The organism is Pseudomaricurvus alcaniphilus (assembly GCF_011440395.1).
GTDB lineage: Bacteria > Pseudomonadota > Gammaproteobacteria > Pseudomonadales > Cellvibrionaceae > Pseudomaricurvus > Pseudomaricurvus alcaniphilus.
Genome location: NZ_JAAOIX010000004.1, coordinates 14,266 through 39,356 on the forward strand (window position 1 = coordinate 14,266; position 25,091 = coordinate 39,356).

The window sequence follows — 25,091 nt, forward strand, 5'->3', positions numbered from 1 at the left end:
GCTGAATAGATGCGCCGGCAGGGTGAAATAGTTATGGTCGCCTGTGCTTAGCGTCACGACAGGCATCTCGGTTAATGCCGGTCCCCCGACATCAGCGGGGGAAGCCTGTAGCGAGTTGGAGCTTCCCTGCCCGCCATCACGATTTGGTTATTTATTTCTTCTTCTTTTCCCAGGAATTCCACTCCGATGATTGATCGAGGTGCAGCCAGCAAACTCAGCCCTGCGGGTACTCAATAGCAGTAATAAACCAGGTCATCTCCCCGGCGGGAGCCCGCACCACCACTTCATCGTCCACTTCTTTTTTCAATAGCGCCCGCGCCATGGGCGAATCGATGGAGATATAATCCGTGCGACCGAAGATCTCGTCGTAGCCGACAATGCGGAATTTTTTCAGCTCACCGGATTCACTCTCCACTTCCACCCAGGCACCAAAAAAGACCTTGCCCTCTTGCTGCGGGTGGTAGTCGACGATTTTCAGGTTCTCGATGCTCTTGCGCAGATAGCGCACCCGGCGGTCGATTTCCCGCAGGCGCTTCTTGTTGTACTGGTAATCGGCATTTTCACTGCGATCCCCCAGCGACGCCGCCCAGGAAACTTTCTTCGTCACCTCCGGACGCTCCTCCCGCCACAGGTAATCCAGTTCCTTTTTCAGGGTGTCGTAACCCTCACGGGTAATCAGGTTAGATTTCAATGCCTTTAGCCCTCGGCGATAACGAACAGATAACTATAGATAGTGAATAGATAACTACAGCGAGGGGGGATTAAAGAACAGGCGGGCACTTGTGACAAGCCCGGCTTGAGTAAATCCCGGCTGGGCGAACGATTAATGGCAAGTCTGGGCGCCGTGGCACAAGCGCCGAAAACGAAAAAAGGGCTCTATTGCGGAGCCCGTGTCGACAAACAGAATGCGGCTGCAGCCGAACCCTACAGCAATTTACCCAGGTTGATCAGTTGGGTTTCACCGTTGGAGGCATCAACGCCGTCGTTGTCATTGACGATCAGCACATCACCGTCAGGCAGTACGGCAGCGCCTTCTATTTTCTCCAACACCAGCCCGCCCGGGGCTTGCAGGTCGTCCATCAGGTCGTCCAACAAGGTCTTGGTCAGCACCGCCCCGTCTTCCAGGCCGGTTGTATCGAAGGTGTACAGGCGCTTAATGGCCGCATCGGGGCCGGCCTGGTTGTCGCGCTCGACAACCATGAACTCGCCATTCCCCAGCGCGGTAATTTCCGACAGCCCCACCCAGCCGCCGTTCTGCGACTCCCGTGGATCGAGCGGATAAAACAGGAACGACCAGGTTGCGGCGCCCAGGTCATAGACCGCGATACGGGCGTGATCGACATCCTTGCTATCCCCCAGTTCCGTCCAGGGGCGCTGCATGGCCACGTACAGTTTGCCATCGTGCTCCGCCACACCTTCGAAACCAAACCGGCGCTGCCCGGCATTCACCTCCGCCGGCAGCGTGATGACCCGGGTAATATTGCCTTCAGCATCGGTTTTAAGCACCAGGTTGGCCGAACTGATCGGTCGGCCGGATTCATAGGCAGGTACCGAGCCGGCGCCCTCCGAGGCAACCCAGAAGCCACCGTCAGAGGCCACGGCGATACCTTCCGGGTCGAGGTTGACGGACTTGTCCGCATTGATGAGCGCCGCCAGGTCGTCGCTATCGAAGGCCTCGTCATCGGGGCCGGCCGGCAGGTCGAGCCCAGCCAACAGACCAGCACTGTCACGCAGCACGATCTCACTGACGATGCGCGCCGGTTGCGCGCTCAGGTCCAGTTCGAAAATCCGGCTCTGCTGGTAAAAGCTGTCGTGGATGGTATAGGCCACATCGTTGCTTGCTGCCGCCAAACCGGATAAAGCCCCCCAGGGAATCGGCGTGCCGTCGGCGCGATTGGCCGATTCGATGGTCGGGTAAATGGGATTTTTATAACCGTATTTGTAGATATTAATGACCGAGCGGTGTTTGTCGTCGCGGCTATCCGCTTCGCTGGCCGCGACCAGCAGGTTGCGCCGCGGGATGGCTTTCACCCCTTCCGGCGCTACTCCGGCGGGTAATACCTGCAGGAATTGCGGATTGGAAGGATTGCGCACGTCGTAGATAAACAACACGCTGGAACGCTCGGAGGCCACCGCCAACAACTGGGCATTGCCCCTGAACTCGAGGAAATCGACGTTTTCCGGCTCGTTACCCTTGTTTTTAGAGCGATCGTCCGGGTAGTGGCCGAAGCGCACCGCCAGGTGATCCAGCTCGTTGCCGGAACTGTAGTCCAGCACTCCGAGGCGATTGTAGATGGAAAAGCCGCGGCTGCCACCATCCATATCACCTTCATCGGCAGTGGCGAACTGGGCGCGATTGATCCAGGTAACACCGTCAGCCTCCCGCGGCCTGGCAAATTGCTCGTCGGTAAGCGAAATCAGAGGGATATCCTCTTCCTTGGTGTCAATCCGGGACAAGTCCACATCACCCATGCTGAAATGGTTGAAGACCTTGCCCTTTTCCAGGTTGACCAGAGCGATATGGTTGTTTTCCTGCAGGGTGACCACGGCGATATTTTTCTTGTTGATGTCCACGTATTCGGGTTCCGGATCCGCTGGAAACTTGTCCGCAATACCAACCATTGATACGGTTGAATGGCTGTACAGGGGTATATTGGCGCCGGGGTATTTGTTATTGCGACGGATGCGCACGTGCCAGGTTTTCGGGTCTCCTTCCAGCTTCACAATATCGAGTCCACCGGCCGGCCCCTGGCCTGGAATACCCACTCCACCACCGCCGTCTTCGCAGGCCTCTGCGGCCGCGTCATCGTCCTCTGGCACTGGCTGGGCATTGGCCAACCCGCCGACGCAGATTTCCTCATCGCGCTCGCTCTCAATGGCAATGGCTACGTACTGGCCGTCCGGGCTCACCGCCACAGAGTCCGGCTGGCCACTCAGCGGAATCGTCAGCAGTTGGTCGCCACTGTGCATATCGAACACCACCAGCTCACCGGACATGGCACGGGTGAATTTGAGGTCGGCATTGGCATCTTCACTGCCGGGGATCACATCGCCACTGGAGGTATTGACTGCAACAAAGGCGTAACGACCCCAGACATCGACCGAGGTGGGCTCTCCCGCCAGGGGGATAGTGCCCATTCCCTTGGGGTTGCGCACTTTGGAGATGTCGACAAAGCCAATCTGCTCTTGTTGGCTGTCGGTATAGACCAGCACCTTGCCATCGCGACTGGGCACCACGATCTCCGCGCTGGTTTCTGTATCCGTATCGCAGTTGCGCTCGATGTTCTCGCATACCGGGAAGACACTGACCCGCTGCAAATAACGCTGCTCAGCCTGGGCGCCCAGCGCGGCCCCACAAATTGCCACTGCCAGCGGCAACGCGGTAAAGATTTTTTTCATTCTTGCTGCTCCATCTTCGGGTTACGGAACAGGTTGTGTGGACATCAACCTGTTTGATCCGCAGGGACCTTAACAATGGAGTTTTACAGCCTGATTGCAGTTTTGTGACGGCGCTTTTCCGCAGCGTTTGGCGCAGCGACCCCACCGGGAAAGTCAGGGATGACTTTCCCGGGAACTTAATTAAAGGATATTTGCAGCCCCTTCTCGCGGTACTCCTGCAAAGTGACACCGTGGGTGCCATCGGTGATGACCCGCTGGATCAAATGGGTCTTGTCGAGGGTGCCTTTCTCGGTGTCGGCCAGCGCCACCACACGCTCCGGGCAGGGCTGCTTGTTTTCATCCCGCACCACCAACACCTTGGGCAGGTGCCGGTACTTCTGGTTGGTATCGAAAACGATGCCCACCTGGCCATTGCGCAGCTCCACAATACTGCCAGGCGGGTAGAGCCCTACCATTTCAGTGAAACGCTCCGCCAACTCCTCGTCAAAATGGGTGCCGCGACAGCGATAAATTTCTTTCAATGCCTCAGTAGAGGGGCGCGCATTTTCATAGCAGCGCTTGGTGGTCATGGCGTCATAGGCATCCACAATGGCGATAATGCGCGCAAAAGTGGAGATACCCGACGCTTTGAGCTTGCGCGGGTAACCGGTACCGTCGAGGCGCTCGTGGTGACTGTAGGCGACGTCCACCATGCCCAGGTAGGAATCCTTGTTGCTGGACGCCATCAGCAGATTGCGACCGTGCACGGTGTGGGCCTTGATCATCTTGAATTCTTTGTCGGTCAGTTTCTCGCGCTTGTTGAGCACTTCCGGGGCGATCTTCATTTTGCCCACATCGTGTAACAGGCCGCACAAACCAATCTTGTGCAAATCGCCTTCATCCATGCCTAAATGACGACCGAAGGCAATGGCCAGCACGCAGACATTAAGACAGTGTTCGGCGGTATACTCATCTTCGTTGCGAATCCGGGTCATCCACAACATGGCGTCGGCGTTGCGCAGAATACTCTGCACGCAGCCACTGACGGTTTCCCGGGCCTGCTCGGTGTTGACCGCGGCTCCCAAACGCACTTCATCGAGCAAGCTCTTGGTTATGCTGCGCGCCTGGTGGTGAATACCAAATGCCTGCCGGTGCTCGGTGGCCGTGGAGACCTTGTTGACATATCGAGGTTGGGACTGGCGCGCTGGCTTGATACCTTCGCGCACCGGTTGCGAGGTGAAGACCACATCGGTGGCCTCGATCCAGACGTGCTCACAGTACTTTTGCACGGTCTCCACATCCGCCCGCGACTGCACGGTAAAGCCCTGCAACAAAAAAGGGGTTCCCAGCCAATCCCGATCGAGCTCGGCCACATACATGCCGACCTGGAGCTCTGACACATGGATTTTCCTGCGCCCCCTGACCGACTTCATCGAGCCCGAATTCATACTAACCGCACCCTGCTTTCCCCAAAATCACGTTTTCCTGCGAGCCTATTCCCACCACAGCTCTTACTGCAGCTCTTACTATCCATTACGATCTATAATATATAGCAAGGATCAAGCCTTCCGGCCAATAATTGGGAGGTAATATTGTTCGAATTTATCTCTATAAAACCGCCTTGATGGCCCCGGCCAGATTCGCCAGGTTGGCACTGTTAATGCCAGCGATATTGATGCGACTGGAGCCCACCATGTAGACGCTGTGCTCCTCGCGCAACTTCACGACCTGGGCCTCGGACAAACCCAGGAAGGAAAACATGCCACGCTGGCGGGTAATAAAGTCAAAATCCCCGCAGTCAGCCAGTGCCGCGGCCAGATCCTGGCGCAACTGCTTGATCCGGGTCCGCATGGCCGCTACCTCGTCACTCCACTGCCGGCGCAGCTGGGAGTCTTCCAGCACGATTTGCACCAGCGAGGCGCCGTGGGCCGGCGGCATGGAATAGATGCCCCGGGCGATATTCTGCAGCTGGCCGAAGGCCACTCCAGAGCTGGCGGTGTTAGTACCCATCACGCTCAGGGCACCAGTACGCTCGCGGTAGAGACCGAAATTTTTCGAGCAGGAGCTGGCCACCATCAACTCGGGCAGGGTTGCCGCCAGCAAACGCACGCCATAGGCATCCTGCTCGATACCGTCGCCAAAACCCTGGTACGCGAGATCGATAAACGGAGTAAAGCCCTGCTGCTCCGCCAGACTGGCCACGGCCTGCCACTGCTCGTTGCTTAAATCCGCACCACAGGGGTTGTGGCAACAGCCGTGTAACAGCACCACATCACCCGCTGGCACCTGGGCGAGACAGTTGTACATGGCGTCGAAGTCCAGCGCCCGGCGGCCAGCATCGTAGTAAGGGTATTCCTTAAACTTCAGCCCGGCGCTGCCCAGCAACGGAATGTGATTGGCCCAAGTGGGGCTGCTAACCCAAATGTTGGCACCGGGGCGGGCGCGATTGATCAGCTCTGCCCCCACCCGCAGTGCGCCGCAGCCGCCCGGTGTCTGCAGGGTATTGACGCGGGAATCCGTGGCCAGGTCGCCAAATATCAGCGCCTGCAGCGCCTGGTTAAACGCCATATTACCGGCCATTCCCTGGTAACTCTTGCTCGTCTCGGTCTGCAGCAACCGGGCCTCGGCCACCTTGATGGTATCCAAAACCGGGGTATCTCCTGCCTCGGTCTTGTAGACCCCGACCCCCAGATCGATCTTATCGGGGTTCTCATCCCGCGCAAAAGCCGCAGACAACCCCAGAATGGGGTCGGTAGGAAGCGCTTTTAGCTGCTCAAACATCGTTATTGCCCTTGTAGGTTTCGGTGAACTGACTCAACCCGCCATTATAGAGAATTATCGCCGCCAGATTGAAGCTTTGGGATTCAATCCTATACTGCTTTTACTGATCGCCAAATAATTTCACCGGACACCGCATGACAGATCACTCCCAGCTCGATGATTTCGACATTAAAATACTAAAAGCGCTGCAGGAAAACGCCGACTACTCCATGAACGAGCTCGGCGACCTGGTGGGGCTTTCCCACACCCCCTGTTGGCGCCGCATCAAGCGCCTCGAAGCGGACGGCTATATCCTCGGCAAGGTTACCCTGCTAAACGCCAAGCAACTGAATATGCGGGTCAGCGTGCACGCCTACCTGACCATCAAGAGCCACGACGAGGACTCACTCAATGCCTTCGAGTCCGCGGTGCAGGCGGTCAAGGAGGTGGTCGAGTGCTACTCCACCACCGGAGAGAAAGATTATTTATTGCGCATTATTGTGAGCAGCGTGGACCACTACGAGCAGCTGCTGAAACAAACCCTGGTGCACCTGCCAAACGTGGCGTCGATCAATTCCACTTTTGCCCTGAAACAGGTCAAATACACCACTGCCCTGCCGCTGGACGCCATCAGCCCGACCAGTTAACAGCCGTCCAGGAGCTTTAGTCCAGCAACTCTATTCGGTGGTCCCCGCCCAGGCGTGGACCCTGTAACTATTTGAATTCTAGGAATTACAGGAAGTCGTACCGTCGCCTGCGCGCGAATAACGCTAGCTAAACGGGCGACTGGTAATAATTCTCGAGCGCCACCAACAGCTTTGCCAGCGCCTCATTGTGGGACAGGCCAGCGCAGTCGATACGCAAGTCCGCATAGCGCAGGTACAGCGCCCGGCGCTCCGCGAACAGGGACTCGAAGGACTGCCCCTCGCGCCTGGCGATACCGCGATTATCGTAGTCTGTCACTCGCTTACGCAGCTCATCGAGCGCCACATCGAGAAACACTACTGCACCAAATTTGCGCAAGTGCTGCATACCCGGCTCGCTATAGACGGCACTGCCGCCGGTGGCGACCACGTGATTGCCAAACTGGCAACCGAGCAGCACCGACTCTTCCACCGCCCGCAGGTGCAGGTAGCCCTGTTGATCAATGATCTGCTGCAGGGTTGTACCCGCCTGGGACTGGATCAACAAATCAGTATCTACAAAATCCTTGCCCAGCGCCTTGGCCAACATCACCCCCAAGGTGCTCTTACCCGCGCCCGGCATACCCACCAGGATGATGCTGCGGGGGCGCTGTATATGCTCTTTTTTTTCGCCTTCCACCAAACCAATCTATCTCCTCTATTAAGGCCCCGCGCAGACAACTGCACCTACCGCCAGCCTAACCGCAACCAGTCCCTTGAATCCATAGTTTAAAGATTGAAAATAAACACTTTGCAAGCCGGAAAACTGCTGCTAGGATCGGTTTTAAGAAATTGTGGTTCTGCGCGTTGCGCAAACTTTTCTTGCCCATGGATGTACGACTCCATAGATTGGTTACACGGAAAAGACAGCAACAAAGTTATTATGTTTAGACCCGTCAAATTGCCATTCGGCTTCTTCTTGCCTCGTTCTACATACGCTATGCCTACATTTCTTGGTACTGTCCCTCGCGGATCCCATTAAATTGAGTTTGAGTAATTAGTTATGTCAACAACACACACCGGACAAGTGAAATGGTTTAACGAATCCAAAGGTTTTGGCTTCATTGAACAGGAATCAGGTCCAGACGTTTTCGTTCACTTCAGCGCCATTCAGGGCAGCGGTTTCAAAACCCTGGCCGAAGGGCAAAAAGTTTCTTTTAACGTCACTGATGGTAAGAAGGGCCCTCAGGCGGAGAACGTTGTTCCAGAGTAAGTTGTTGCTGGAATAATACGGGCGCGGACAGCTTTCGATCTCAAGTCGACGCCAGCCAATGGCGACCAACTGACATTGATATTGAAGGCTAGCGGCCACTCAGGTTGAGCTGCTATTAAGGGTTAACTGTTATTAAGGGTTAACTGTTATTAAGGGTTAACTGTTATTAAGGGTTAACTGTTATTAAGGGTTAGCGAGAAATTCGCTGGCAAAAGCCAGGGCCTTAGCGACTGTTTGGCCTCTGGCGATTGTTTGCGGCTCCATCTTGCCAGCTCAGCCTCGATTGCCAACCGCGCCCGCCGTTTTACCCGCCTTAAATCGCTCAGGCAGAAGGCTGGCAGTACCGCACGTATTACTGAACCTAGTACGCGCTGCTGAACCTAGTACGCGCTGCTGAACATAGTACGCGCTGCTGAACACAGCCCGCACCACAAAACCAATACAAAAACCAATGCTAGCCGACGGTCGCCACTGGTTGCCCAGCCGCCTACCGCCAGCCGTAGCAGTCAGTTACTCGCAGCGCTCAAACAGGGCTGCAATTCCCTGGCCACCGCCAATACACATAGTGACCACCGCATAGCGACCACCGATGCGCTGCAGTTCGTACAGGGCCTTGACGCTAATAATGGCACCCGTGGCGCCGATGGGATGCCCCAAAGAAATGCCGCTGCCGTTGGGGTTAACTTTGTCTGCCGGCAGCCCCAGATCCCTGGCAACCGCCAGCGCCTGGGCTGCAAACGCTTCATTCACTTCCCAGGTATCGATATCAGCCACTTGCAAACCGGTTTTTTCCAGCAGGCTGCGAACCGCTGGTACCGGGCCGATACCCATGTATTTCGGCTCGACCCCGACAAAGCTGTAGGCCTTTATTTTCGCCATCGGCTGCAATCCTCTGGCGGCGGCAGCCTCCGCATCCATCAGCACCAGCGCCGCGGCGGCATCATTGAGGCCGGAAGCATTGGCCGCAGTGACCGAGCCGTCTTTCTTGAAGGCCGGACGCAACTTGGCCATATCCGCCGGAGTCGCCCCCATACGCACGTGTTCGTCTTCGGCAAAAACCGTCACTTTCTTGCGTCGCGTCTGCTCAATGGGCAGGATTTGCGATTCGAAATAGTGGTTTTTGATGGCATTTTCGGCCCGATTGTGGCTCAGGGCAGCCAGTTCATCCTGCTCCTCACGGCTAATCCCCCACTTCTCGGCGATGTTTTCCGCCGTGATGCCCATGTGAGTATCGCCAAACGGGCAAGTCAACGCAGCGGTCATGGCATCCACCATAACCCCATCGCCCATACGGGCACCGAAGCGGGCGCTGGGCAGCCAGTAAGGCACCCGGCTCATGGACTCTGCACCACCGGCGACTGCGGCTTGGGCATCTCCCAGAACTATCATTTGCGCGGCCGAAATGATCGCTTGCAAGCCGGAGCCACAGAGGCGATTGACGGTCAGGGCCGGCACACTCTCGGGAATACCCGCCTTGAGTGCCGCCACCCGGCTCATATACATATCCCTGCGATCGGAGTGAGTGACATTACCAAACACTACGTGGCCGATATCCGCGGCCTGTAAACCGGAGCGCTGCAGGGCTTCCTGCGTCACCTGGGCCGCCAGATCGGTCGGCGGAATGTCTTTCAAACTGCCGTCAAAATCCCCAATTGCGGTGCGTACACCACTCAAAACTACTACTTCACGTTGACTCATTTTTGCCATCCTCTAATTCCAGCCGTTATCACCGACTTTATTTGATTAATTTTTAAAGCGCGGCATTATAACCTAAATAATCAGACAGTACGCTAGTTGCCTATCGTCCCAACGGCTTACCCCACCGCGTCAACCAGCCATTGCGAGCCCGGTCCAACCCCTGCCGGCAAATTGGACTTTGGCAGCGCCCTTTGCCCGACAACCTAATCAGTCAACATAATTTGCACGGACGGCATTTGCCGCCTGCGCGCTGGCAAGCGCCACGCAGGGGCTGACGACACTTAAATAGGCCCTGTGCCCTAGACCCCTGAAGCAAAACGCAGCTGCCGACAGTTTTTATTCTTTCTGATTCTTTCCATGGATCTGTATATACCAAAGCATTTCTTCCACCCATATCTTATTGCTAATAAGTTAAGAACTGTTGAGTAAAATAAATTCTAAAAACACTCTGCTCGACTCGGATTATCTTAGGGAGGAGTTTCGTGTCACGTAATCACCTGTTAGTTGCGCTTCATTCATTCTTTGGTCCAACTAAAGGGTCAGGGATCATGCCGTCATCAAACACAGCGCGACGCCCCCCCCGGTCCGCGACGCTTACCCTGCTAATCACCACGACCCTGCTACTGGCCAGCTGTACCGACTCTTCCAAAGAAGAGCTGGCGGCCTGTGCCCGAGTGGTAAAGGAAGGTTTTCGGGAAATAGCAGATGATCGATCCGAGCGCTTCCAGGGCAAGGTACAAGAGGATACCGCCCGCTGTCGCGGCGGCGACAAAGCGGTGCAATACCGGGATACCCCCTGGGTGGATTGGTCCAATTACTGGGCCACCGGCGATGCCAGTACCAAAAAGGAGGGCTCAGAGGCCAAGACCCTGCTCGGCGAGCACGCCAAACCCAATGGCCGCGGCATCGATGGCTCGCTGATCGACCTGGAATACCAGCGCATCGAACTGATCAAGTTCAATCTGTTCGATAACTACACCTACGAATCCTATATCAAGGGCATCGGCGGCAAGCCCGGCTCCACCCTCAAGCAGTGGGACGCCATGCGCCTGCCACCCGAGCACCCGTTCTATCAGCAGGTGGGCGGCTCCGGGCCGCAGTCCTGCAACGGCGAATTGATTCGCTGGCGCACCCTCACCGGCATCTGCAACGATGTCTTCAACCCCCTGATGGGTTCCAGCGGTACACTCTTCGCCCGCAACACCCAGTTCGAGTCCACTTTCCCCCGCCTGGGGCAAAATGAGCTGACCATTGCCCGCCATAGCGACCCGGAAAACGGCAACCGTCTCGGCCTGCTGACGCCGGATCCGCAACTGATCAGCCGCAAGCTGTTCACCCGGGAGCAAAGCCGACCCGATCTGTGCAACGCCGGCAAAGGCCTGGACGCCAACCCCAACCAGGCCCATTGCGACTACCAGAAAGCGCCCTTCTTTAACGTCCTCGCTGCCTTCTGGATTCAATTTATGACCCACGACTGGTTCTCCCACACCTACGAGGGCCGCAATAGCCCCGGACTGGAAAGCGTGGGCTGTGACGAGGAAGCCGAGAGCCTCGGCTGCCGCCCCGGTGATCGTCGCGAAGCTACATTAGTCGCCGCCGAGGGTACGCCGGGCAGCTTCAACCACAACGGCCAGAACTACCAGAAACGCGCCTACCGCACCACCGCGAACACCATCACCGCCTGGTGGGACGCGTCCCAAATCTATGGTCACGATGCCATCTCCAGCCAGCGAGTCCTGCGCGACCGCAATGACCCCGCCAAACTGTGGCAGCCGGGTGGTTACCTGCCACTGTTTTCCGAGTGCCAGCCAGACTGCCCGATCCAGCCCCAGTGGCAGGGCCAGGAAGTGGCCGCCTTTCCGGACAACTGGAATATCGGCATGAGTTTCTATCACAACCTGTTTGTGCGTGAGCACAACAGCGTGGTGGATGAATTCCGGCGCCTGCAAAAAGCCCACCCGGACCGGGATTCCGGCCTGCGCAACCCGATCCGGCCGCAACAGGTCCTTACCTACAAGGACGTCAGCGATGAAGAGATCTTCCAGGTGGCACGCCTGGTGGTGGCAGCGGAAATCGCCAAAATCCACACCATCGAGTGGACTACCCAATTGCTCTACGATGAACCCTTGTACCTGGGCATGAACTCCAACTGGTTTGGCCTGTTCAACGTCGAGGAAGACAGCGTCTCCCAGGTCTTGCGCAAGATTTTCAACCGCGACGAAAACATCCTCAGCCGCACCTCCGCAAAACTGGCGAGCCTGTTTGACCGCAAGGGCGAGGGTGACAAGAGCAACGCCCTGTACTCGATACTCGCCTCCGGGGCCGGCATCTTTGGCCTTAACAACAAGCGCGAAGAGGGCATGCTGTGGTGGAAGCGCGACGCCTGGGACCTGACTGACCTGCGCGACGTCAACGGCGGCGTCAATCACTTCGGCTCCCCCTTTAACTTCCCGGAAGAATTCACCACGGTCTATCGCCTGCACCCGCTGGTACCGGACCTGATCGAGTTTCGCCGCCACCAGGATCCCAACCAGATCGCCAGCAAGGTGCCGGTGGTCGATACCGTGCGCGCCGGTAGCAGCAGCCAAATGCGCAGCGGCAGCCTGGAAAACTGGGGCCTGAGTATGGGCCGCCAGCGGCTCGGTTTGCTGCACCTGCAAAACCATCCCCTGTTCCTGCAAAACCTGGACATGCCGCACCTGGATTCACCCAGTGGCAAACTGGATATCGTCGCCCTGGATATTATTCGCGACCGCGAGCGCGGGGTACCGCGCTTTAACGAGTTCCGCCGCCAGATCGGCCTGCGCACCCTGACCAGCTTTGATGACTTTGTCGACCGACGCCTGCCGGAGGATTCCGCCGCGCGCCAGGAGCAGGAAAAAGTGGTGGCCAGTTTGCGCGAGGTGTACGGCACCCATAAGTGCGATGCCAGCAAGATTATCTCCACCGCCCAGAAAAACGACGACGGCACCTTTATCAACGACTGCTACGGCAAACCCGATGGCAGCATCGTGGACAACATTGAAGATGTGGACACCGTGGTCGGCTGGCTGGCGGAGTACACCCGCCCCCACGGCTTCGCCATTTCCGAAACCCAGTTCCATATTTTTATCCTCAACGCCTCCAGAAGATTGTTCAGCGATCGCTTTTTCACCTCCAGCTACCGACCGGAATTTTACTCTCATATGGGTTACGACTGGGTCATGAACAACGGCCCATTGGCGGACTGCCCCTACCCGCTGACCGAGATGAAAGACGATCGCAAGGTCTGCAACGAGCCAAAACAGTCCAATGGTCACGACATCGCCGTGTCACCGCTGAAGCGCATCATGATGCGCAACATTCCCCAATTGCGCAGCGAGCTGATGCATGTGGTTAACGTATTTGACCCCTGGGCGCGAGACCGGGGCGACTATTACTCACTCTCCTGGGAGCCCAGGGACGATGCCAAAGACGACCCGGCCTTTAAGTAATAGCGCACTCGGCAACAGCGATCGCCAGCCAGCCGGCCGCAAATTAGCCAGCCGCCACGCGGCCGGCATCGCTAGCACCTGCCTGCTATTGGCGGCCTGCAGTGGCGCCGACAACCCCCTCAAGTTAGGGCAGGAGCGCAGCGGCGACCGGGAAGCGCAGCAGACAGCGCAGATGATTGAAGCCATCAAGGATGTCAGCCGGCAGAGGGCTGCTGGCGAGGGCCTGGTAAAGCGCTTTAACCAGGTAAAAACCCTGGGCTGTTTTGACGCCAATTTTAGCGTTGCCAAAAACCTGCCGGTGGAATTGCGCCAGGGCATCTTTGCCCAGGAAAACGAGTACCCGGCCCAATTGCGCTTTGCCAATGCCAGTGAAAATGACGACACCGAAAAAGACTTCCGCGGCCTGTCGATCAAGCTCAAAGGGGTCAGCGGCGTTCCGCTGTGGGGCGTTGAGGGCGAGCAGGATTTCCTGCTCAACAGCCACCCGGTATTGTTTGCCGCCGACCCGGCCGACTTTCTCGACTTTATCGAGGCCACCCGCAAGGAGCGGCTCTGGCAGTACTTTCTGAACCCCGCCCACTTTTACTCCCTGCTGGTGGTGCTCAAAGGCCGCGAGAAGATCGCCAACCCATTCGCCATTCGCTACTGGAGCACCACGCCCTATCGCTTCGGCAGCGATCAAACCAGGGCGGTAAAATACTCGGTGCGCCCCTGTGAGGGGGCTGTGCCCGACATCAAGGTGAAAGCCCACAGCGATTTCCTCACCGATGCCATGCACGCCCATTTGCAGGCCACTCCTGCCTGTTTCGACTTTATGGTGCAGTTTCAAACTGACCCGGTCGCCATGCCCATTGAAAATGCCGCGGTGCTGTGGAGCGAAGCGGAGTCGCCCTTTATCAAGGTCGCCAACATCACCATCGAACCGGGGGATACCAGCGCTGCGACGCGCGCCAACTGCGAGGCGATGACCTTTAATCCATGGCAGAGCCTGGAGGCGCATCGGCCACTGGGCGGCATCAACCGCACGCGACTGGCCATCTACTCGGAGATTGGCAAATTCAGGCAAGAGGAAAACGCCCGGCGCTAACCTGGTCTCACTCACCGCAACTAATCAGCATCGCACAAGGGAAAAATATGGACGTACACCCGACCATCAGCACCTGGCTCGAACTGGATCGAGCCGAACTGGACGAGATTTACAAAAACGCCAGCGCCGGCACCCTGCCCAGTGGCGACACCCGTGGCACTGCCATTGTCGCCGGCTCTTTCCTGGCCCGCTGCTACGCCCGCCTGGCGCGCCTGTTCGCCTGGCAGGGCAAGGTCTTCGACCTGTTTCCCCCCAACCAGGAAAACGGCATCCTGATCAACAAGATTACCGGCTTTAGCCTGACCTTTATCGTCGCCAAGGTCTACAAGGACGCCAGCTGGATGGACGGCAAGGAGACCATTGTTATCGACTATTCGAAAACCTCATTTTTTGCCAAAAAGATTCGCGACGAGATTCGGGAAATTGAACCGGGTGTCTATCTGGGCAAGGTCTGGTGGGGCAAGACCCGAATTCTGGACTTCGCCCTCAGCAAGCCGCTGAGCTAGCGGCAAAAACAGTGGCAGAAGCCGTCGCAACCGCAGGACTTGTGGCGCGAACAGCCTCTGCCGAACGGTAGGCACAGCTGCCAGTCACCTGCCGACACTCCCGACCAGCCCCCAGAGTTCGCCATGACCCAACAGTCGACATTTATGATTACCGCGGTGATTCGCAGCGATCAACTCACCAACTTGCAACGCCTGCTGAGATCGATGAACCAGGCTCCCGGTTTTGCCAACCCCCGCAACCGGCTGCTGCCTTACTGGCAGATGCAGCAGCTGCATGTAGCGCGCTTTACCATACTGCAGGCCAATACCAACGACGACATTCGCGACTACGGGGTGGAGCCCTCAGACTGGCCGCCAACCCTGTGCTTTATTGGCGATGTGGACGGTGCCGCAGACCTTTTCCTGGCCGAGTTGGTGATTCGGGCGGAACCCGGATTGCGGGAAATCTTTTCCCACTGCGAAGACTTTGAAAGCGACTGCGACAACCTGTTGCAGTGGCTGCATGACCACTCCCGCAAGCCCAGCGCCAACTACATCAATTGGCGCGGCCGCACCGTGCTCCAGGCCCGGGAAGAACAAGCCCTGAGTGTCGCGCTGCGCGCCCGCCTCAACGACCTGCAGCAACTACAGGGCGACCTGCGTCCGCGCCAATTGCGGCGCCAGCTGCAGGCGTTTGTAACCGAGGAGATTGCCGCCCGCCGCCTGCGCCTCAGCGACCCGCTGCCAGCACCGGCCGGCTGGCACCTGCGCAACCTGATCAACCTGGTTGGGGTGCCGCTGGCACTGTTGCTGCTGGCGCCGCTGATGCTGCTGGCGTCCCCCTTCTATTTTGCGCGCTTGCGGCAACTGGAAGAGTCGGACCCGGAAAACACCCAGCGCCCCGAGCGGTCACACTTGCAAGCGCTGGTGGAGCAGGAGGATATCGATGTCAGCAACCATTTCAACGTGTTCGGCCAGGTAAAACCCGGTCGCCTGCGCCTTTTCACCATCAAGATGGGGTTGCTGCTGCTGGATTACACCTCGCGCCATATCTACAAGCGCGGCTACCTGACCCGGGTGCAAACCATACACTTTGCCCGCTGGGTACTGCTCGACAACAACCGACGGGTCTATTTCGCCAGCAACTACGACGGCAGTGCCGACAGCTATATGGACGACTTTATCAACAAGGTCGCCTGGGGCCTGAACCTGGTGTTCAGCAACGGCGTCGGCTACCCGCGCACTCGCTGGCTGCTGAAAGGCGGCGCCGAGTATGAACAAAAATACAAGCGCACCCTGCGCCGCAACCAGTTGCCGTCCGAATCCTGGTACAAGGCCTACCCGGGCCTGACCGCCTATGACCTGGCCCGCAACAGCCGTATTCGCGCCGGACTGGAGGCGCCGGACCCCAGCGACAGCGAGATTCGCAGCTGGCTTGCCCTGCTGTGACCTGCTTTGCTGGCCTTGATCGAGCGGGAGCACCTGCGAGCCGCAACCTGTGACTGAACGACCGTAACCGAGCCACTGCAACTGAGCCACTATGACAAAGACCACAGATATCGATTATGAGGACATCCAGGGCCTGGTACGATTTGGCCACGGTCAGCTATCGGCCAGCGCTTTCCTGTTGCTGAAAATTGCTGACCTCGAGGCGGCCCGGCGCTGGCTCAACAGCGCCGCCATCACCTCGGCGACCGAGAGCACCCCAGCGCCGCAATCCGCCCTCCAGGTCGCCTTCACCGCCCCCGGCCTGCGCGCGCTGGGGCTGGCGGAGGATCTGGTCGAACAACTGTCAGACGAGTTTGTCAGCGGCCTGGGCGGGGACACTAATCGCTCCCGCCGGCTCGGCGATACCGGCAGCAATGCGCCGCAACACTGGCGCTGGGGCGGCAGCGCCGAAACTACCCCGCACCTGTTGCTGATGGTGTACGCCGACCCCACCCGGCTGGACAGCCTGCTGACCAGCATCCGGGAGCCGCAGTTTGAGCAGGCCTTCACCCAGCTGGCCGAGTTGGTATCGCGCCACAATGGCCCCCGGGAGCCGTTTGGCTTTGTCGACGGTATCAGCCAGCCACTGATCGACTGGCAACAGCAGGTCAGCACCGATTTACACCAGCGCGACCGCTACTCCAATCGCCTGGCGCTGGGCGAAGTCCTGCTGGGCTACCGCAACGAATACGGCCTCTATACCGAAAGGCCCCTGTTAAACCCGCTCGATGTGGACCGCGACGATGCCCTGCCCGACGCCGAAGACCAACCGCAACTGCTGGATCTCGGTCGCAACGGCACCTACCTGGTGTTGCGCCAGCTAGCCCAGGACGTGCGCGGTTTTTGGCAGTTTGTCGACGACCAGGCCGGCGCTGACCCACAGCAACGGGAACAGATTGCCGCCGCCATGGTGGGTCGCCAGCGCGACGGCACGCCCCTGATCGCAGCCGCAGGCGAGGCCATTGACGGCAGCGAACCGAGCGACCGGCAGAACCACTTCACCTACGCCCGGGACCCACACGGCCACGGCTGCCCGATCGGCGCCCACGTGCGCCGCGCCAACCCGCGCAGCGGTGACTTTCCGGTGGGTGTAGACAACTGGCTGTCGCGCCTGGTGCGCACCCTGGGTTTCGGGCGCCGTCACCACGGCGATGACCTGGTCGCCTCCAGCCGTTTCCACCGGCTGTTGCGCCGCGGCCGCATCTACGGCGTTGAACTGACACCGGAACAAGCCCTGCAGGCCGCCGCCGACGACAGCGAGGAGCGCGGCCTGCATTTTATCTGCCTCGGCGCCAATATCTCGCGCCAGTTTGAATTCGTCCAGAACGCCTGGTGCGCGAGCTCCAAGTTTGCCGGCCTGCCCAGCGAGAGCGACCCGCTGCTGGGCAACCGCGAGCCCCTGCTCAACGCCGCGCCAACCGACCACTTTTCCATACCCCGGGCCGGCGCGCCGGCGCGCTGTATCCAGGGCCTGCCGCAATTTGTCCGGGTTGTGGGCGGCGCCTACTTTTTTATGCCGGGGATCAAAGCGCTGCGCTTTATCACCCGCTGAATCGATCAAACCTACAGGCGAACCCCTATGCTACTGCAAAAACTGCACGCCATTTTAGTCAGAACACTGGAAGTGGAGCGCCGCCTGGAACCCTTCTTCCGGCCGCAACTCAACTACCTGCTGCGCCAACCCGCGGCGGCACTGCTGCAATACCTGATCAACTTCGGCCGCCCCTACGAATTTGTTGAGCTGGCAGAAGAAACCATTTTCAGCTGGGAAGAAGAGAGCAACGACGCCATCATCAAATTGATGGCCGAGCAGATGCGCGGCCACTTTACCCCCGGCAAATTTGAGCGCGGCGGCAATACCAAAACCCACGGCCTGGTGCGAGCCACAGTCACCATTCGCGACGACGTGCCGGAGCGCATGCGCAAGGGAATCTTCGCCACCCCGCGCAGTTACCCCGCCTACATTCGCTTTTCCGGCCCCGGCCCGGATGTGCCCAGGGATATACAGGACGTCGGCTTTAGCAGCATGGCAATCAAGGTAATGGATGTGCCCGGCCCCAAACTCATGGACGACGAGAAATACACCCAGGATTTTATCGGCGTCTGCACCCCGACCTTCGTCACCCCCAACACCCGGGAAAACGCCAAGCTGCAGGACTGGAGCCTGCGCGACATGCCCATCTACTACTTCCTCAACCCCAAGGACTCCCACCTGCGCGACTTCCTTATGCAAGGGCTGTGGAATGAAACCCAGTACAACCCCCTCGGCCACCGCTACTACAGCTGCGTACCCTACCTGCTCGGCGAGGGGCAGGCGGTGCTCTACTCCTTTGCCTCGAAAACCAGGGTCGACCGCCGCATCCCCGGCGTCCCCTTCGGCCGGGTACCCGGCAATTACCTGCGCGACAATATGATCAAGACCCTGGCGAAAAAGTCCGTGGACTTCGACTTACAACTGCAACTACAGACCGACACCCACCGCATGCCCATCGAAAATGCGGCCGTGCTGTGGCCGGAGAAACTGTCGCCCTTCATTACAGTGGCCGACATTCACATTCCCAAACAAAAATTCGACTCCCCCGCCCAGTTTGCCTTCACCCGCGAACTCACCATGAACCCCTGGCACTGCCTGCCCGAGCACCGACCGCTGGGCAATCAAAGCCGCGCTCGCCAGCGCATGTATTACGAACTGTCCCGCTATCGCCAGAAAATGAATAACACCCAACACGTGGAACCCACCGGTGAGGAGGTATTTGAGTAGCAAATCGTTCAGTTGATTTGGACGAAGAACCTAATCAGTGCTAACCACGCAACCACTGCACTGAAAGAATTAACCCATATAATGGCAAGCTCAACGGCATTTTGGCATTCAGACATTTAGTTATTTAGATTTTAAAATCGAATTCCGCTACGAAGGTCGGAGTGGCGATGGGCGAGGTTGCGCGGCTGACCGTCTGCCGACAGGGACAAGGTGAATCAAAGCGCAGCTTTGAGAGAGGGCCCCCTGGGGGGCGTCGGCAGTCGAGCGACCCATGGATGGGCTTGAGCGCGTCAGCTGCGCGACCTCGCCCATCGACACCGCAAAAGTGTATCAGGTCCAAGCGCGCCAACTCGCCAATTTAAAAACGCCCTACTAAATAACCCGAACGCCGGTTTATCGCCTGCGACGAGCAAATCCAACTAGGGATACAACAACGTCCCCACACCCATCTTGATCACATTGCCACCAATACGGCACTGGGTACTCTTGCCCGGACGCTTGTCGAACTCGACCCGCAACACACTCTTACGAGTGTCTTCACTGCCGCGATCAATACTGAAAGTATGAGTGCCGGGCGCGGTATTCTCCTGCTCCGCCAGATAGGCAACAAACTCCGGCATCACCCCGCCAATCGGCGGAAACACACCCCGCGCCAAATCCGGATTCAGCAGACGACCGTGAAATTCCGACGAGCCGGTAATGGAGCCCGGAGCGAAGAGGAACATCTCCGTGGCGTAGGTATCGGCCAGCAGCTCAGTCCAAACACTGGCATTGGGGCGAGCCTGTAACACATGCTCCACCCGGGTGACGGGCACGATCAGGATGGGGTGATCAATACTCACCACCATAGGCCGGTACTTGCTGAAGGCGATGTGCTTTTCATCCAGCTGCAGGGCTTCGGCGATGCGCCCCGCCGGCGGCGTATAACGATCGATCACTGGCTTCAGGGAGCGGGAGAATTGAATGGCGCCGGGGCCGCTGTCGGCCTGGTCAATAAAACAGTCAATGACTTCCGAGTTTTGCTGCAACTTGTAACTGGCGTAGCTGCCCTTGTCCTCGGTCAGCTTGCGCTCATAAGCGATATAGGAAGCCGCCAGAATCGTGTGCGCGCCAAACGCCACCTTGCCCTTGCCGCTAAAAACACTGACCCGGCTATCGACACTAGTGAGCTCCAGGAACACGGTTTCAGTTTGCTGGAACTCGCTGGCAATGGCGGTTTTCTGCTGGTCGGAAAGCTCACCCTCGTCGACCACCACCACCGGGATTTGGGTCCCCTGGAATGGTGCATCGGCAAAAATATCCAGTAACGCGTATTGTAAAGCCATAAGCCGGTACCTGTTTGTTATCATTAGCATCAGAGAAGCAGGCGTTATGTCTGGGGATATAGTGTCGTACGCACAGCGCGCCGCTACACCTGCCAGACAAAACTCTCACGAACCTCCACTTAAGGGTGCCCTTAATTCAAAGATTCGCTAAGCCCAAACTTTACTGGATTGCGGCGCTAAACAACACCCGTGGATTTTAAATTTTCTATTTCCTGTGCTGACAGATGCAGAACCCCCTGCAGCACTTCGTCGGTGTGGCTGCCGAGCTCCGGTCCACTCCAACGGGTCGCACCGGGGGTTTTGTCCAGTTTCGGCACCAGCGCCGGAATGTGCAGCGGTTTGCCGTTGATTTCCACTTCCTCAAACAGACCCCGGGCCTGGAAATGAGGGTCGTTGAACATATCCTCCACATTGTAGATGGGCCCGGCCGGTACTCGCTCGGCATCCAAAGTTGCCAGCACGGCCGCGGAATCCCGACCGGCACACCAGGCGGCGATGGCGGCGTCGATCTCGGCTTCATGCTCTACCCGACCGGCGTTGTTCGCCATGCGCTCATCCGTCGCCATTTCCGGGTGGCCAGCGGCGCGCATCAAGCGCTGGAAAATCGAGTCGCCGTTGCCGCCAATAACCACAAACTTGCCGTCGCCACAGCGATAGGTATTGGTCGGCACGATCCCGGTCACGGTGCTACCGGACGGCTGTCTTATGACGCCGGCGCCTGAATACTCCGGCACTACCGCTTCCATCAGGTTGAACATCGCTTCGTACAGCGCCACATCCACCACCTGGCCGGTTCCGCCCCGCTCCCGCTCCAGCAGCGCCAGGGCAATACCCAGGGCTGTGTGAATGCCGGCAATGGTATCGCCAATACTGAGGTTGGGGCGCACCGGCGCCTCGCCGGGCATGCCATTGACGTAGCGAAAACCACTGATGCCCTCGCACACCGAGGCAAAGCCCGCCTTGCTGGCGTAGGGCCCGGTTTGGCCATAGCCGGATATACGGGCGTAGACCAGGCCGGGGTTGGACTGCCGGAATTGTTCCGGCCCCAGCCCCCACTTCTCCACCGTGCCGGGACGAAAATTTTCGATCACCACATCGGCGCTGTCGATCAACTGGCGCACCAGCTCCACCCCCCGGGCAGATTTCAGGTCGATAGTGACCGACTTCTTGTTGCGCGCCAGTGAGTGCCACCAGAGCGAGGTGCCGTCCTGCACTTCGCGCCAGCCGCGGATCGGATCGCCGCTGCCAGGCGGCTCGATCTTGATCACCTCGGCGCCAAAATAGCCGAGCATACAGCCGGTAAACGGGCCGGCCAGCAATTGCCCCAATTCAATCACCCGGATCCCGCGCAGGGGGCCAGCGGTATTCGCAGGTGCTGAAGACTCAGTTTTCATAGCTGTGATAGGTATCCGTGTGCATATTCAAAACAATCTTGCCCACCAGCTGGTTGCTTTCCATGAGCTTGTGCGCCTCGGCGACCTCCTGCAGCGGGTATTCCCGGGCAATCAGCGGCCGGATGGCGCCGGCTTCGATCAGCGGCCAAACACGCTCTTGCAGCTGACTGGCAATGGCCGCCTTTTGCGCCGTCGATTGGGGCCGCAGGGTCGAACCGGTAAGCACCAACCGCTTTGCCATCATTAGGGAGAAATTGACCTCCACCTTGGCTCCGCGCAGGAAAGCGATACTGACAATGCGCCCATCCTCCGCCGCCACCTCGATATTGCGCGGGATATAATCGCCACCGACCATATCCAGTATCACATCGGCGCCATGGCCGTCGGTCACCGCGCGCACCTGTTCGACAAAATCCTGCTGTCGGTAGTTGATCGCCACTTCCGCCCCCAGGTCCAGGCAGACCTGGCACTTTTCGTCGCTGCTGGCGGTCGCGATCACCCGCGCCCCCAGCGCCTTGGCCATCTGGATGGCGGTGGTGCCGATACCGCTGGCACCGCCGTGCACCAGCAGCCACTCCCCCGGCTGCAGGCGACCGCGATCAAAGACATTGGTCCAGACGGTAAAGCAGGTTTCCGGCAGTGCCGCCGCCTCCGCCATAGTCAAGCCTGCAGGCACGGGCAGGCACTGGGTTTCTGCGGCACAGACCCGCTCGGCGTAGCCGCCACCGTTGGTGAGGGCACAGACCTGGTCGCCGACTTGAAAGCGGGTTACCCCGGACCCAATCGCCGCCACGCGACCGGATACCTCCAGGCCCATAATCGGTGACGCGCCGGCCGGCACAGGATAAGAGCCCAGGCGCTGGAAAATATCCGGCCGATTGACGCCAGCGTAAGCGACGTCGATCAGCACTTCATTATCGCGGGGGACCGGCGCCTCCGTGGTTTCGACACTCAGTACCGAGATGTCACCAGGTTTGCTGATGTTTACATAGCGCATAAGCGCTCTCTCCTTTTATCGATGCTTGGTTTATTGCTACTTGTTGCGGCTACGGCCATTAATGTTGCCCGGTTTAATATTGCCGGGCTAACGCTGACCGGTTTATCAGGGCGCCAGGCGATCGACCTCCCAACCCGTATCCGTGCGGCGGTATTTATAACGGTCGTGGAGGCGGTGGGCGCCTCCCTGCCAGAATTCTATCGTGGCGGGAATCACCCGAAAGCCGCCCCAGAAGTCCGGCAGCGGGATGGCGCCCTGCTTGAACTTTTCCTTCATGGCCTGAAATTGTTGCAACAGCAATTGGCGCGATGAAATTGGCCGGCTCTGGGCCGACGCCCAGGCGGCTAACTGGCTCTCGGTTGGGCGCGAGCTGAAATACTTGAGCGACTCCGCGGTACTGACCTTCTCGGCGCGGCCACAGATTTTTACCTGCCGCTCCAGTTCATGCCAGGGAAAATGCAAACTCACCCGCGGATTGGCGGCAATATCCCGCGCCTTATCACTTTCGTAATTGGTGTAAAAGACAAAACCCCGCTGGTCGAGGTGCTTCAACAACACAATGCGCTGGCTCGGTTGGCCCTCGGCATCAACAGTCGCCACGGTCATTGCGGTGGGATCCTTCAGGCCCGCCTCCACTGCCTGCTTTAACCAGGTTTCAAACTGCACTATGGGGTCGTCTGCCAGGTCCTGGCGCTGCAACCCTCCCTGTAGATAATCCCTGCGAAACTTGTCCAGCTCCATCGCCCTGCCACCTGTTTTGCAAAATTGCCCGATTGTAGCCTGATTCCCTTGCAAAATCAGTCGTGCTTAAATAGCCGACCCAGACTCCCTCAATTCACTGCCATTCACTGCTGGCCCGAGGTCAGGCCATGCGACGCGAGAAGCGCCCAATGGGCAACGGAACCTATCTGCAATGACTGTTATACAACCCACCACCGGCCTGATTCTCGCCGGCGGCCGCTCGAGCCGTATGGGCCAAAACAAGGCACTGTTACAGTTGCAGGGTAAAACCTTGCTGCAGCGCGCTATCGAACGCCTGGCGCCACAAGTGGAAGGCTTGCTCATCAGCACCAATAGCCCTCTGGCCAGCGCTGGGAGCTACCCGCAACTCAATGACCGGGTCGGGGGCTATGCCGGTCCGCTAGCGGGTATTTTAACCGGGCTGGAATGGTTAGCCGAGCAGCAATCCAGGCACCAATGGTTACTGAGCGTGGCCGTTGACACCCCGTTTTTCCCCCTCGACCTCAATCGCAACCTGCAGCAAGCCGCCCAAACCGACACCCTGGTTATTGCCGCCAGCAGCGGCAAGCGGGCCCATCCCACCTGCGCACTCTGGCACATCAGGGTACTGCCGCGGCTGCGCCATTTCCTGGAAACCGACCAGCAGCGCCGAATGATGCAATTTGTCGAAAGCCTGCACTACCAGCAGGTTGAGTTCCAGAGCGCCCCTGTCGATCCGTTTTTCAATATCAATACAGTGGCTGATTTGAATGAGGCCGCGGCTGGACTTTATTAGGGTAATACCCCATATTTAGAAGGGTTATAAAATTTGAATGGTTGCAAGCAAAGTACAAGCAGGCAGGACTGGCAGTTAGTGGCAAAAAATTCAGAAACAACTCTCGATAGCACGTGCCCCAGTTGTGGCGAACTGGTGCCCGCCTTGCAGCAATTGCAAAAAGAGATGAAAAAGCTGCGCCGGAAAGTCAAACGCCTGGACGAGCAGGTACACCAGGATACCCTCACCGGGCTGTTCAATTTCCGCCACTTCAGCGAAGCCCTGGATCATGAAATCGAACGCACCCAGCGCTCCGGCAATGCCACCGGGCTGATCATGCTCGACCTGGACCACTTCAAGGCCGTCAACGACACCTACGGTCACGAGATCGGCAACCAGGTGCTGGCGCACATCGCCCAACTGTTGCAGAAAACCACGCGCAAACTGGATATACCCTGTCGTTACGGCGGCGAAGAATTCGCGGTCATCCTGCCCTCCACCGACCTGCTCACCAGCTCACAGGTGGCTGAGCGCCTGCGCTACCTGATTGAAACTTCGCCTCTGCCCCTCGAGCAGGGCAATATCCAGCTCAGCGCCAGTCTCGGGGTCGATGTCTATACCCATGGCCGCCGCCAGACCCAGGAAGAATTTGTGCAGCGGGTCGACGCCCTGCTCTACCAGGCCAAGCGCAGCGGCCGCAACCGGGTCTGTGCCGGCAAGAGACACGAACTCGAGCAGGCGGTCACCGTCAGCACCGCAGAAAAGGACGCCTTGCACGGCCTCTTTCGGGACAGCAGTGAGCGCACCAAGAACGATCAGGACAAAGATCGCTGAATTGCATTACTCGAATCGAT

20 protein-coding genes are annotated in these 25,091 nt (G+C 58.4%); 10 read left to right on the forward strand and 10 right to left on the reverse strand.

Going from position 1 to position 25,091, the window contains the following annotated elements; genetic code table 11:
• Positions 1-214 precede the first annotated feature (214 nt).
• The 4 genes from greB to G8764_RS10190 all read right to left on the reverse strand — a co-directional run bounded on the left by greB (position 215) and on the right by G8764_RS10190 (position 6,159).
• Entirely contained in the window at positions 215-691 is a 477-nt protein-coding gene (gene greB / locus G8764_RS10175; RefSeq protein ID WP_166164532.1) for a transcription elongation factor GreB, read from the reverse strand.
• Between the two features lie 233 nt (positions 692-924).
• The gene (locus tag G8764_RS10180) at positions 925-3,399 is read right to left on the reverse strand and encodes an esterase-like activity of phytase family protein (protein WP_166164533.1); all 2,475 of its coding nucleotides are present in this window, start codon (positions 3,397-3,399) and stop codon (positions 925-927) included.
• 176 nt (positions 3,400-3,575) lie between these two features.
• Entirely contained in the window at positions 3,576-4,778 is a 1,203-nt protein-coding gene (locus G8764_RS10185) for an HD-GYP domain-containing protein (protein WP_341806358.1), read from the reverse strand.
• 208 nt (positions 4,779-4,986) lie between these two features.
• Complete coding sequence (locus tag G8764_RS10190; protein ID WP_166164534.1) at positions 4,987-6,159, reverse strand: amino acid aminotransferase; 1,173 nt, start codon at positions 6,157-6,159, stop codon at positions 4,987-4,989.
• A gap of 134 nt (positions 6,160-6,293) precedes the next feature.
• Between G8764_RS10190 and G8764_RS10195 the strand changes: the two genes are divergently transcribed.
• Positions 6,294-6,785, forward strand: coding sequence for an Lrp/AsnC family transcriptional regulator (locus G8764_RS10195; RefSeq protein ID WP_166164535.1), 492 nt, complete (start codon positions 6,294-6,296; stop codon positions 6,783-6,785).
• Positions 6,786-6,912: 127 nt separating this feature from the next.
• Here G8764_RS10195 and G8764_RS10200 read toward each other — a convergent pair whose 3' ends face one another.
• Entirely contained in the window at positions 6,913-7,461 is a 549-nt protein-coding gene (locus G8764_RS10200; RefSeq protein WP_341806373.1) for a shikimate kinase, read from the reverse strand.
• A gap of 363 nt (positions 7,462-7,824) precedes the next feature.
• Here G8764_RS10200 and G8764_RS10205 point away from each other — a divergent pair, with 363 nt between their 5' ends.
• Positions 7,825-8,034: a cold-shock protein gene (locus G8764_RS10205; protein ID WP_166164536.1), complete on the forward strand. Its 210-nt coding sequence runs from the start codon at positions 7,825-7,827 to the stop codon at positions 8,032-8,034.
• 510 nt (positions 8,035-8,544) lie between these two features.
• Here G8764_RS10205 and bktB read toward each other — a convergent pair.
• Positions 8,545-9,732: a beta-ketothiolase BktB gene (gene bktB, locus G8764_RS10210; RefSeq protein ID WP_166164537.1), complete on the reverse strand. Its 1,188-nt coding sequence runs from the start codon at positions 9,730-9,732 to the stop codon at positions 8,545-8,547.
• 548 nt (positions 9,733-10,280) lie between these two features.
• Here bktB and G8764_RS10215 point away from each other — a divergent pair.
• The 6 genes from G8764_RS10215 (at position 10,281) to G8764_RS10240 (ending at position 19,026) form a co-directional block, all read left to right on the forward strand.
• Positions 10,281-13,205 (forward strand): peroxidase family protein, encoded by a 2,925-nt coding sequence (locus tag G8764_RS10215; protein ID WP_166164538.1) that lies wholly within the window; start codon positions 10,281-10,283, stop codon positions 13,203-13,205.
• Positions 13,177-14,292 carry a catalase family protein gene (locus G8764_RS10220; protein ID WP_166164539.1) on the forward strand — a complete coding sequence of 372 codons (1,116 nt, stop codon included), beginning with the start codon at positions 13,177-13,179 and terminating at the stop codon, positions 14,290-14,292. Before G8764_RS10215 ends, G8764_RS10220 begins: the two co-directional genes overlap by 29 nt.
• A gap of 47 nt (positions 14,293-14,339) precedes the next feature.
• The gene (locus G8764_RS10225; RefSeq protein ID WP_166164540.1) at positions 14,340-14,798 is read left to right on the forward strand and encodes a hypothetical protein; all 459 of its coding nucleotides are present in this window, start codon (positions 14,340-14,342) and stop codon (positions 14,796-14,798) included.
• A gap of 123 nt (positions 14,799-14,921) precedes the next feature.
• Positions 14,922-16,226, forward strand: a complete 1,305-nt coding sequence (locus tag G8764_RS10230; RefSeq protein WP_166164541.1) for a hypothetical protein — start codon at positions 14,922-14,924, stop codon at positions 16,224-16,226.
• Between the two features lie 91 nt (positions 16,227-16,317).
• Positions 16,318-17,817 (forward strand): Dyp-type peroxidase, encoded by a 1,500-nt coding sequence (locus G8764_RS10235; RefSeq protein ID WP_166164542.1) that lies wholly within the window; start codon positions 16,318-16,320, stop codon positions 17,815-17,817.
• Between the two features lie 27 nt (positions 17,818-17,844).
• A complete protein-coding gene (locus tag G8764_RS10240; RefSeq protein ID WP_166164543.1) occupies positions 17,845-19,026 on the forward strand; it encodes a catalase family protein in 1,182 nt (393 codons plus the stop codon).
• Between the two features lie 419 nt (positions 19,027-19,445).
• On the opposite strand, the gene G8764_RS10245 is transcribed toward G8764_RS10240, so the two are convergent.
• The 4 genes from G8764_RS10245 to pdxH all read right to left on the reverse strand — a co-directional run bounded on the left by G8764_RS10245 (position 19,446) and on the right by pdxH (position 23,483).
• Complete coding sequence (locus G8764_RS10245; RefSeq protein ID WP_207951816.1) at positions 19,446-20,351, reverse strand: PhzF family phenazine biosynthesis protein; 906 nt, start codon at positions 20,349-20,351, stop codon at positions 19,446-19,448.
• A gap of 176 nt (positions 20,352-20,527) precedes the next feature.
• Complete coding sequence (locus tag G8764_RS10250; RefSeq protein ID WP_166164545.1) at positions 20,528-21,745, reverse strand: CaiB/BaiF CoA transferase family protein; 1,218 nt, start codon at positions 21,743-21,745, stop codon at positions 20,528-20,530.
• Complete coding sequence (locus G8764_RS10255; RefSeq protein ID WP_166164546.1) at positions 21,735-22,742, reverse strand: NAD(P)H-quinone oxidoreductase; 1,008 nt, start codon at positions 22,740-22,742, stop codon at positions 21,735-21,737. The genes G8764_RS10250 and G8764_RS10255 overlap by 11 nt, the downstream gene beginning before the upstream one ends.
• Positions 22,743-22,847: 105 nt before the next feature.
• The gene (pdxH, locus tag G8764_RS10260; protein WP_166164547.1) at positions 22,848-23,483 is read right to left on the reverse strand and encodes a pyridoxamine 5'-phosphate oxidase; all 636 of its coding nucleotides are present in this window, start codon (positions 23,481-23,483) and stop codon (positions 22,848-22,850) included.
• A 172-nt stretch (positions 23,484-23,655) separates the two neighbouring features.
• Here pdxH and mobA point away from each other — a divergent pair, with 172 nt between their 5' ends.
• Entirely contained in the window at positions 23,656-24,258 is a 603-nt protein-coding gene (gene mobA / locus G8764_RS10265; protein WP_166164548.1) for a molybdenum cofactor guanylyltransferase MobA, read from the forward strand.
• A 78-nt stretch (positions 24,259-24,336) separates the two neighbouring features.
• Positions 24,337-25,071, forward strand: coding sequence for a GGDEF domain-containing protein (locus G8764_RS10270; protein ID WP_341806359.1), 735 nt, complete (start codon positions 24,337-24,339; stop codon positions 25,069-25,071).
• Positions 25,072-25,091 lie beyond the last annotated feature (20 nt).

Bases quoted from the DNA above. Each gene is read 5' to 3' on its own strand.
- G8764_RS10180 (WP_166164533.1), bottom strand. From the start codon at position 3,399: ATGAAAAAAATCTTTACCGCGTTGCCGCTGGCAGTGGCAATTTGTGGG.
- G8764_RS10190 (WP_166164534.1), bottom strand. From the start codon at position 6,159: ATGTTTGAGCAGCTAAAAGCGCTTCCTACCGACCCCATTCTGGGGTTG.
- G8764_RS10195 (WP_166164535.1), top strand. From the start codon at position 6,294: ATGACAGATCACTCCCAGCTCGATGATTTCGACATTAAAATACTAAAA.
- G8764_RS10205 (WP_166164536.1), top strand. From the start codon at position 7,825: ATGTCAACAACACACACCGGACAAGTGAAATGGTTTAACGAATCCAAA.
- bktB (WP_166164537.1), bottom strand. From the start codon at position 9,732: ATGAGTCAACGTGAAGTAGTAGTTTTGAGTGGTGTACGCACCGCAATT.
- G8764_RS10215 (WP_166164538.1), top strand. From the start codon at position 10,281: ATGCCGTCATCAAACACAGCGCGACGCCCCCCCCGGTCCGCGACGCTT.
- G8764_RS10220 (WP_166164539.1), top strand. From the start codon at position 13,177: ATGCCAAAGACGACCCGGCCTTTAAGTAATAGCGCACTCGGCAACAGC.
- G8764_RS10225 (WP_166164540.1), top strand. From the start codon at position 14,340: ATGGACGTACACCCGACCATCAGCACCTGGCTCGAACTGGATCGAGCC.
- G8764_RS10230 (WP_166164541.1), top strand. From the start codon at position 14,922: ATGACCCAACAGTCGACATTTATGATTACCGCGGTGATTCGCAGCGAT.
- G8764_RS10235 (WP_166164542.1), top strand. From the start codon at position 16,318: ATGACAAAGACCACAGATATCGATTATGAGGACATCCAGGGCCTGGTA.
- G8764_RS10240 (WP_166164543.1), top strand. From the start codon at position 17,845: ATGCTACTGCAAAAACTGCACGCCATTTTAGTCAGAACACTGGAAGTG.
- G8764_RS10245 (WP_207951816.1), bottom strand. From the start codon at position 20,351: ATGGCTTTACAATACGCGTTACTGGATATTTTTGCCGATGCACCATTC.
- G8764_RS10250 (WP_166164545.1), bottom strand. From the start codon at position 21,745: ATGAAAACTGAGTCTTCAGCACCTGCGAATACCGCTGGCCCCCTGCGC.
- G8764_RS10255 (WP_166164546.1), bottom strand. From the start codon at position 22,742: ATGCGCTATGTAAACATCAGCAAACCTGGTGACATCTCGGTACTGAGT.
- pdxH (WP_166164547.1), bottom strand. From the start codon at position 23,483: ATGGAGCTGGACAAGTTTCGCAGGGATTATCTACAGGGAGGGTTGCAG.
- mobA (WP_166164548.1), top strand. From the start codon at position 23,656: ATGACTGTTATACAACCCACCACCGGCCTGATTCTCGCCGGCGGCCGC.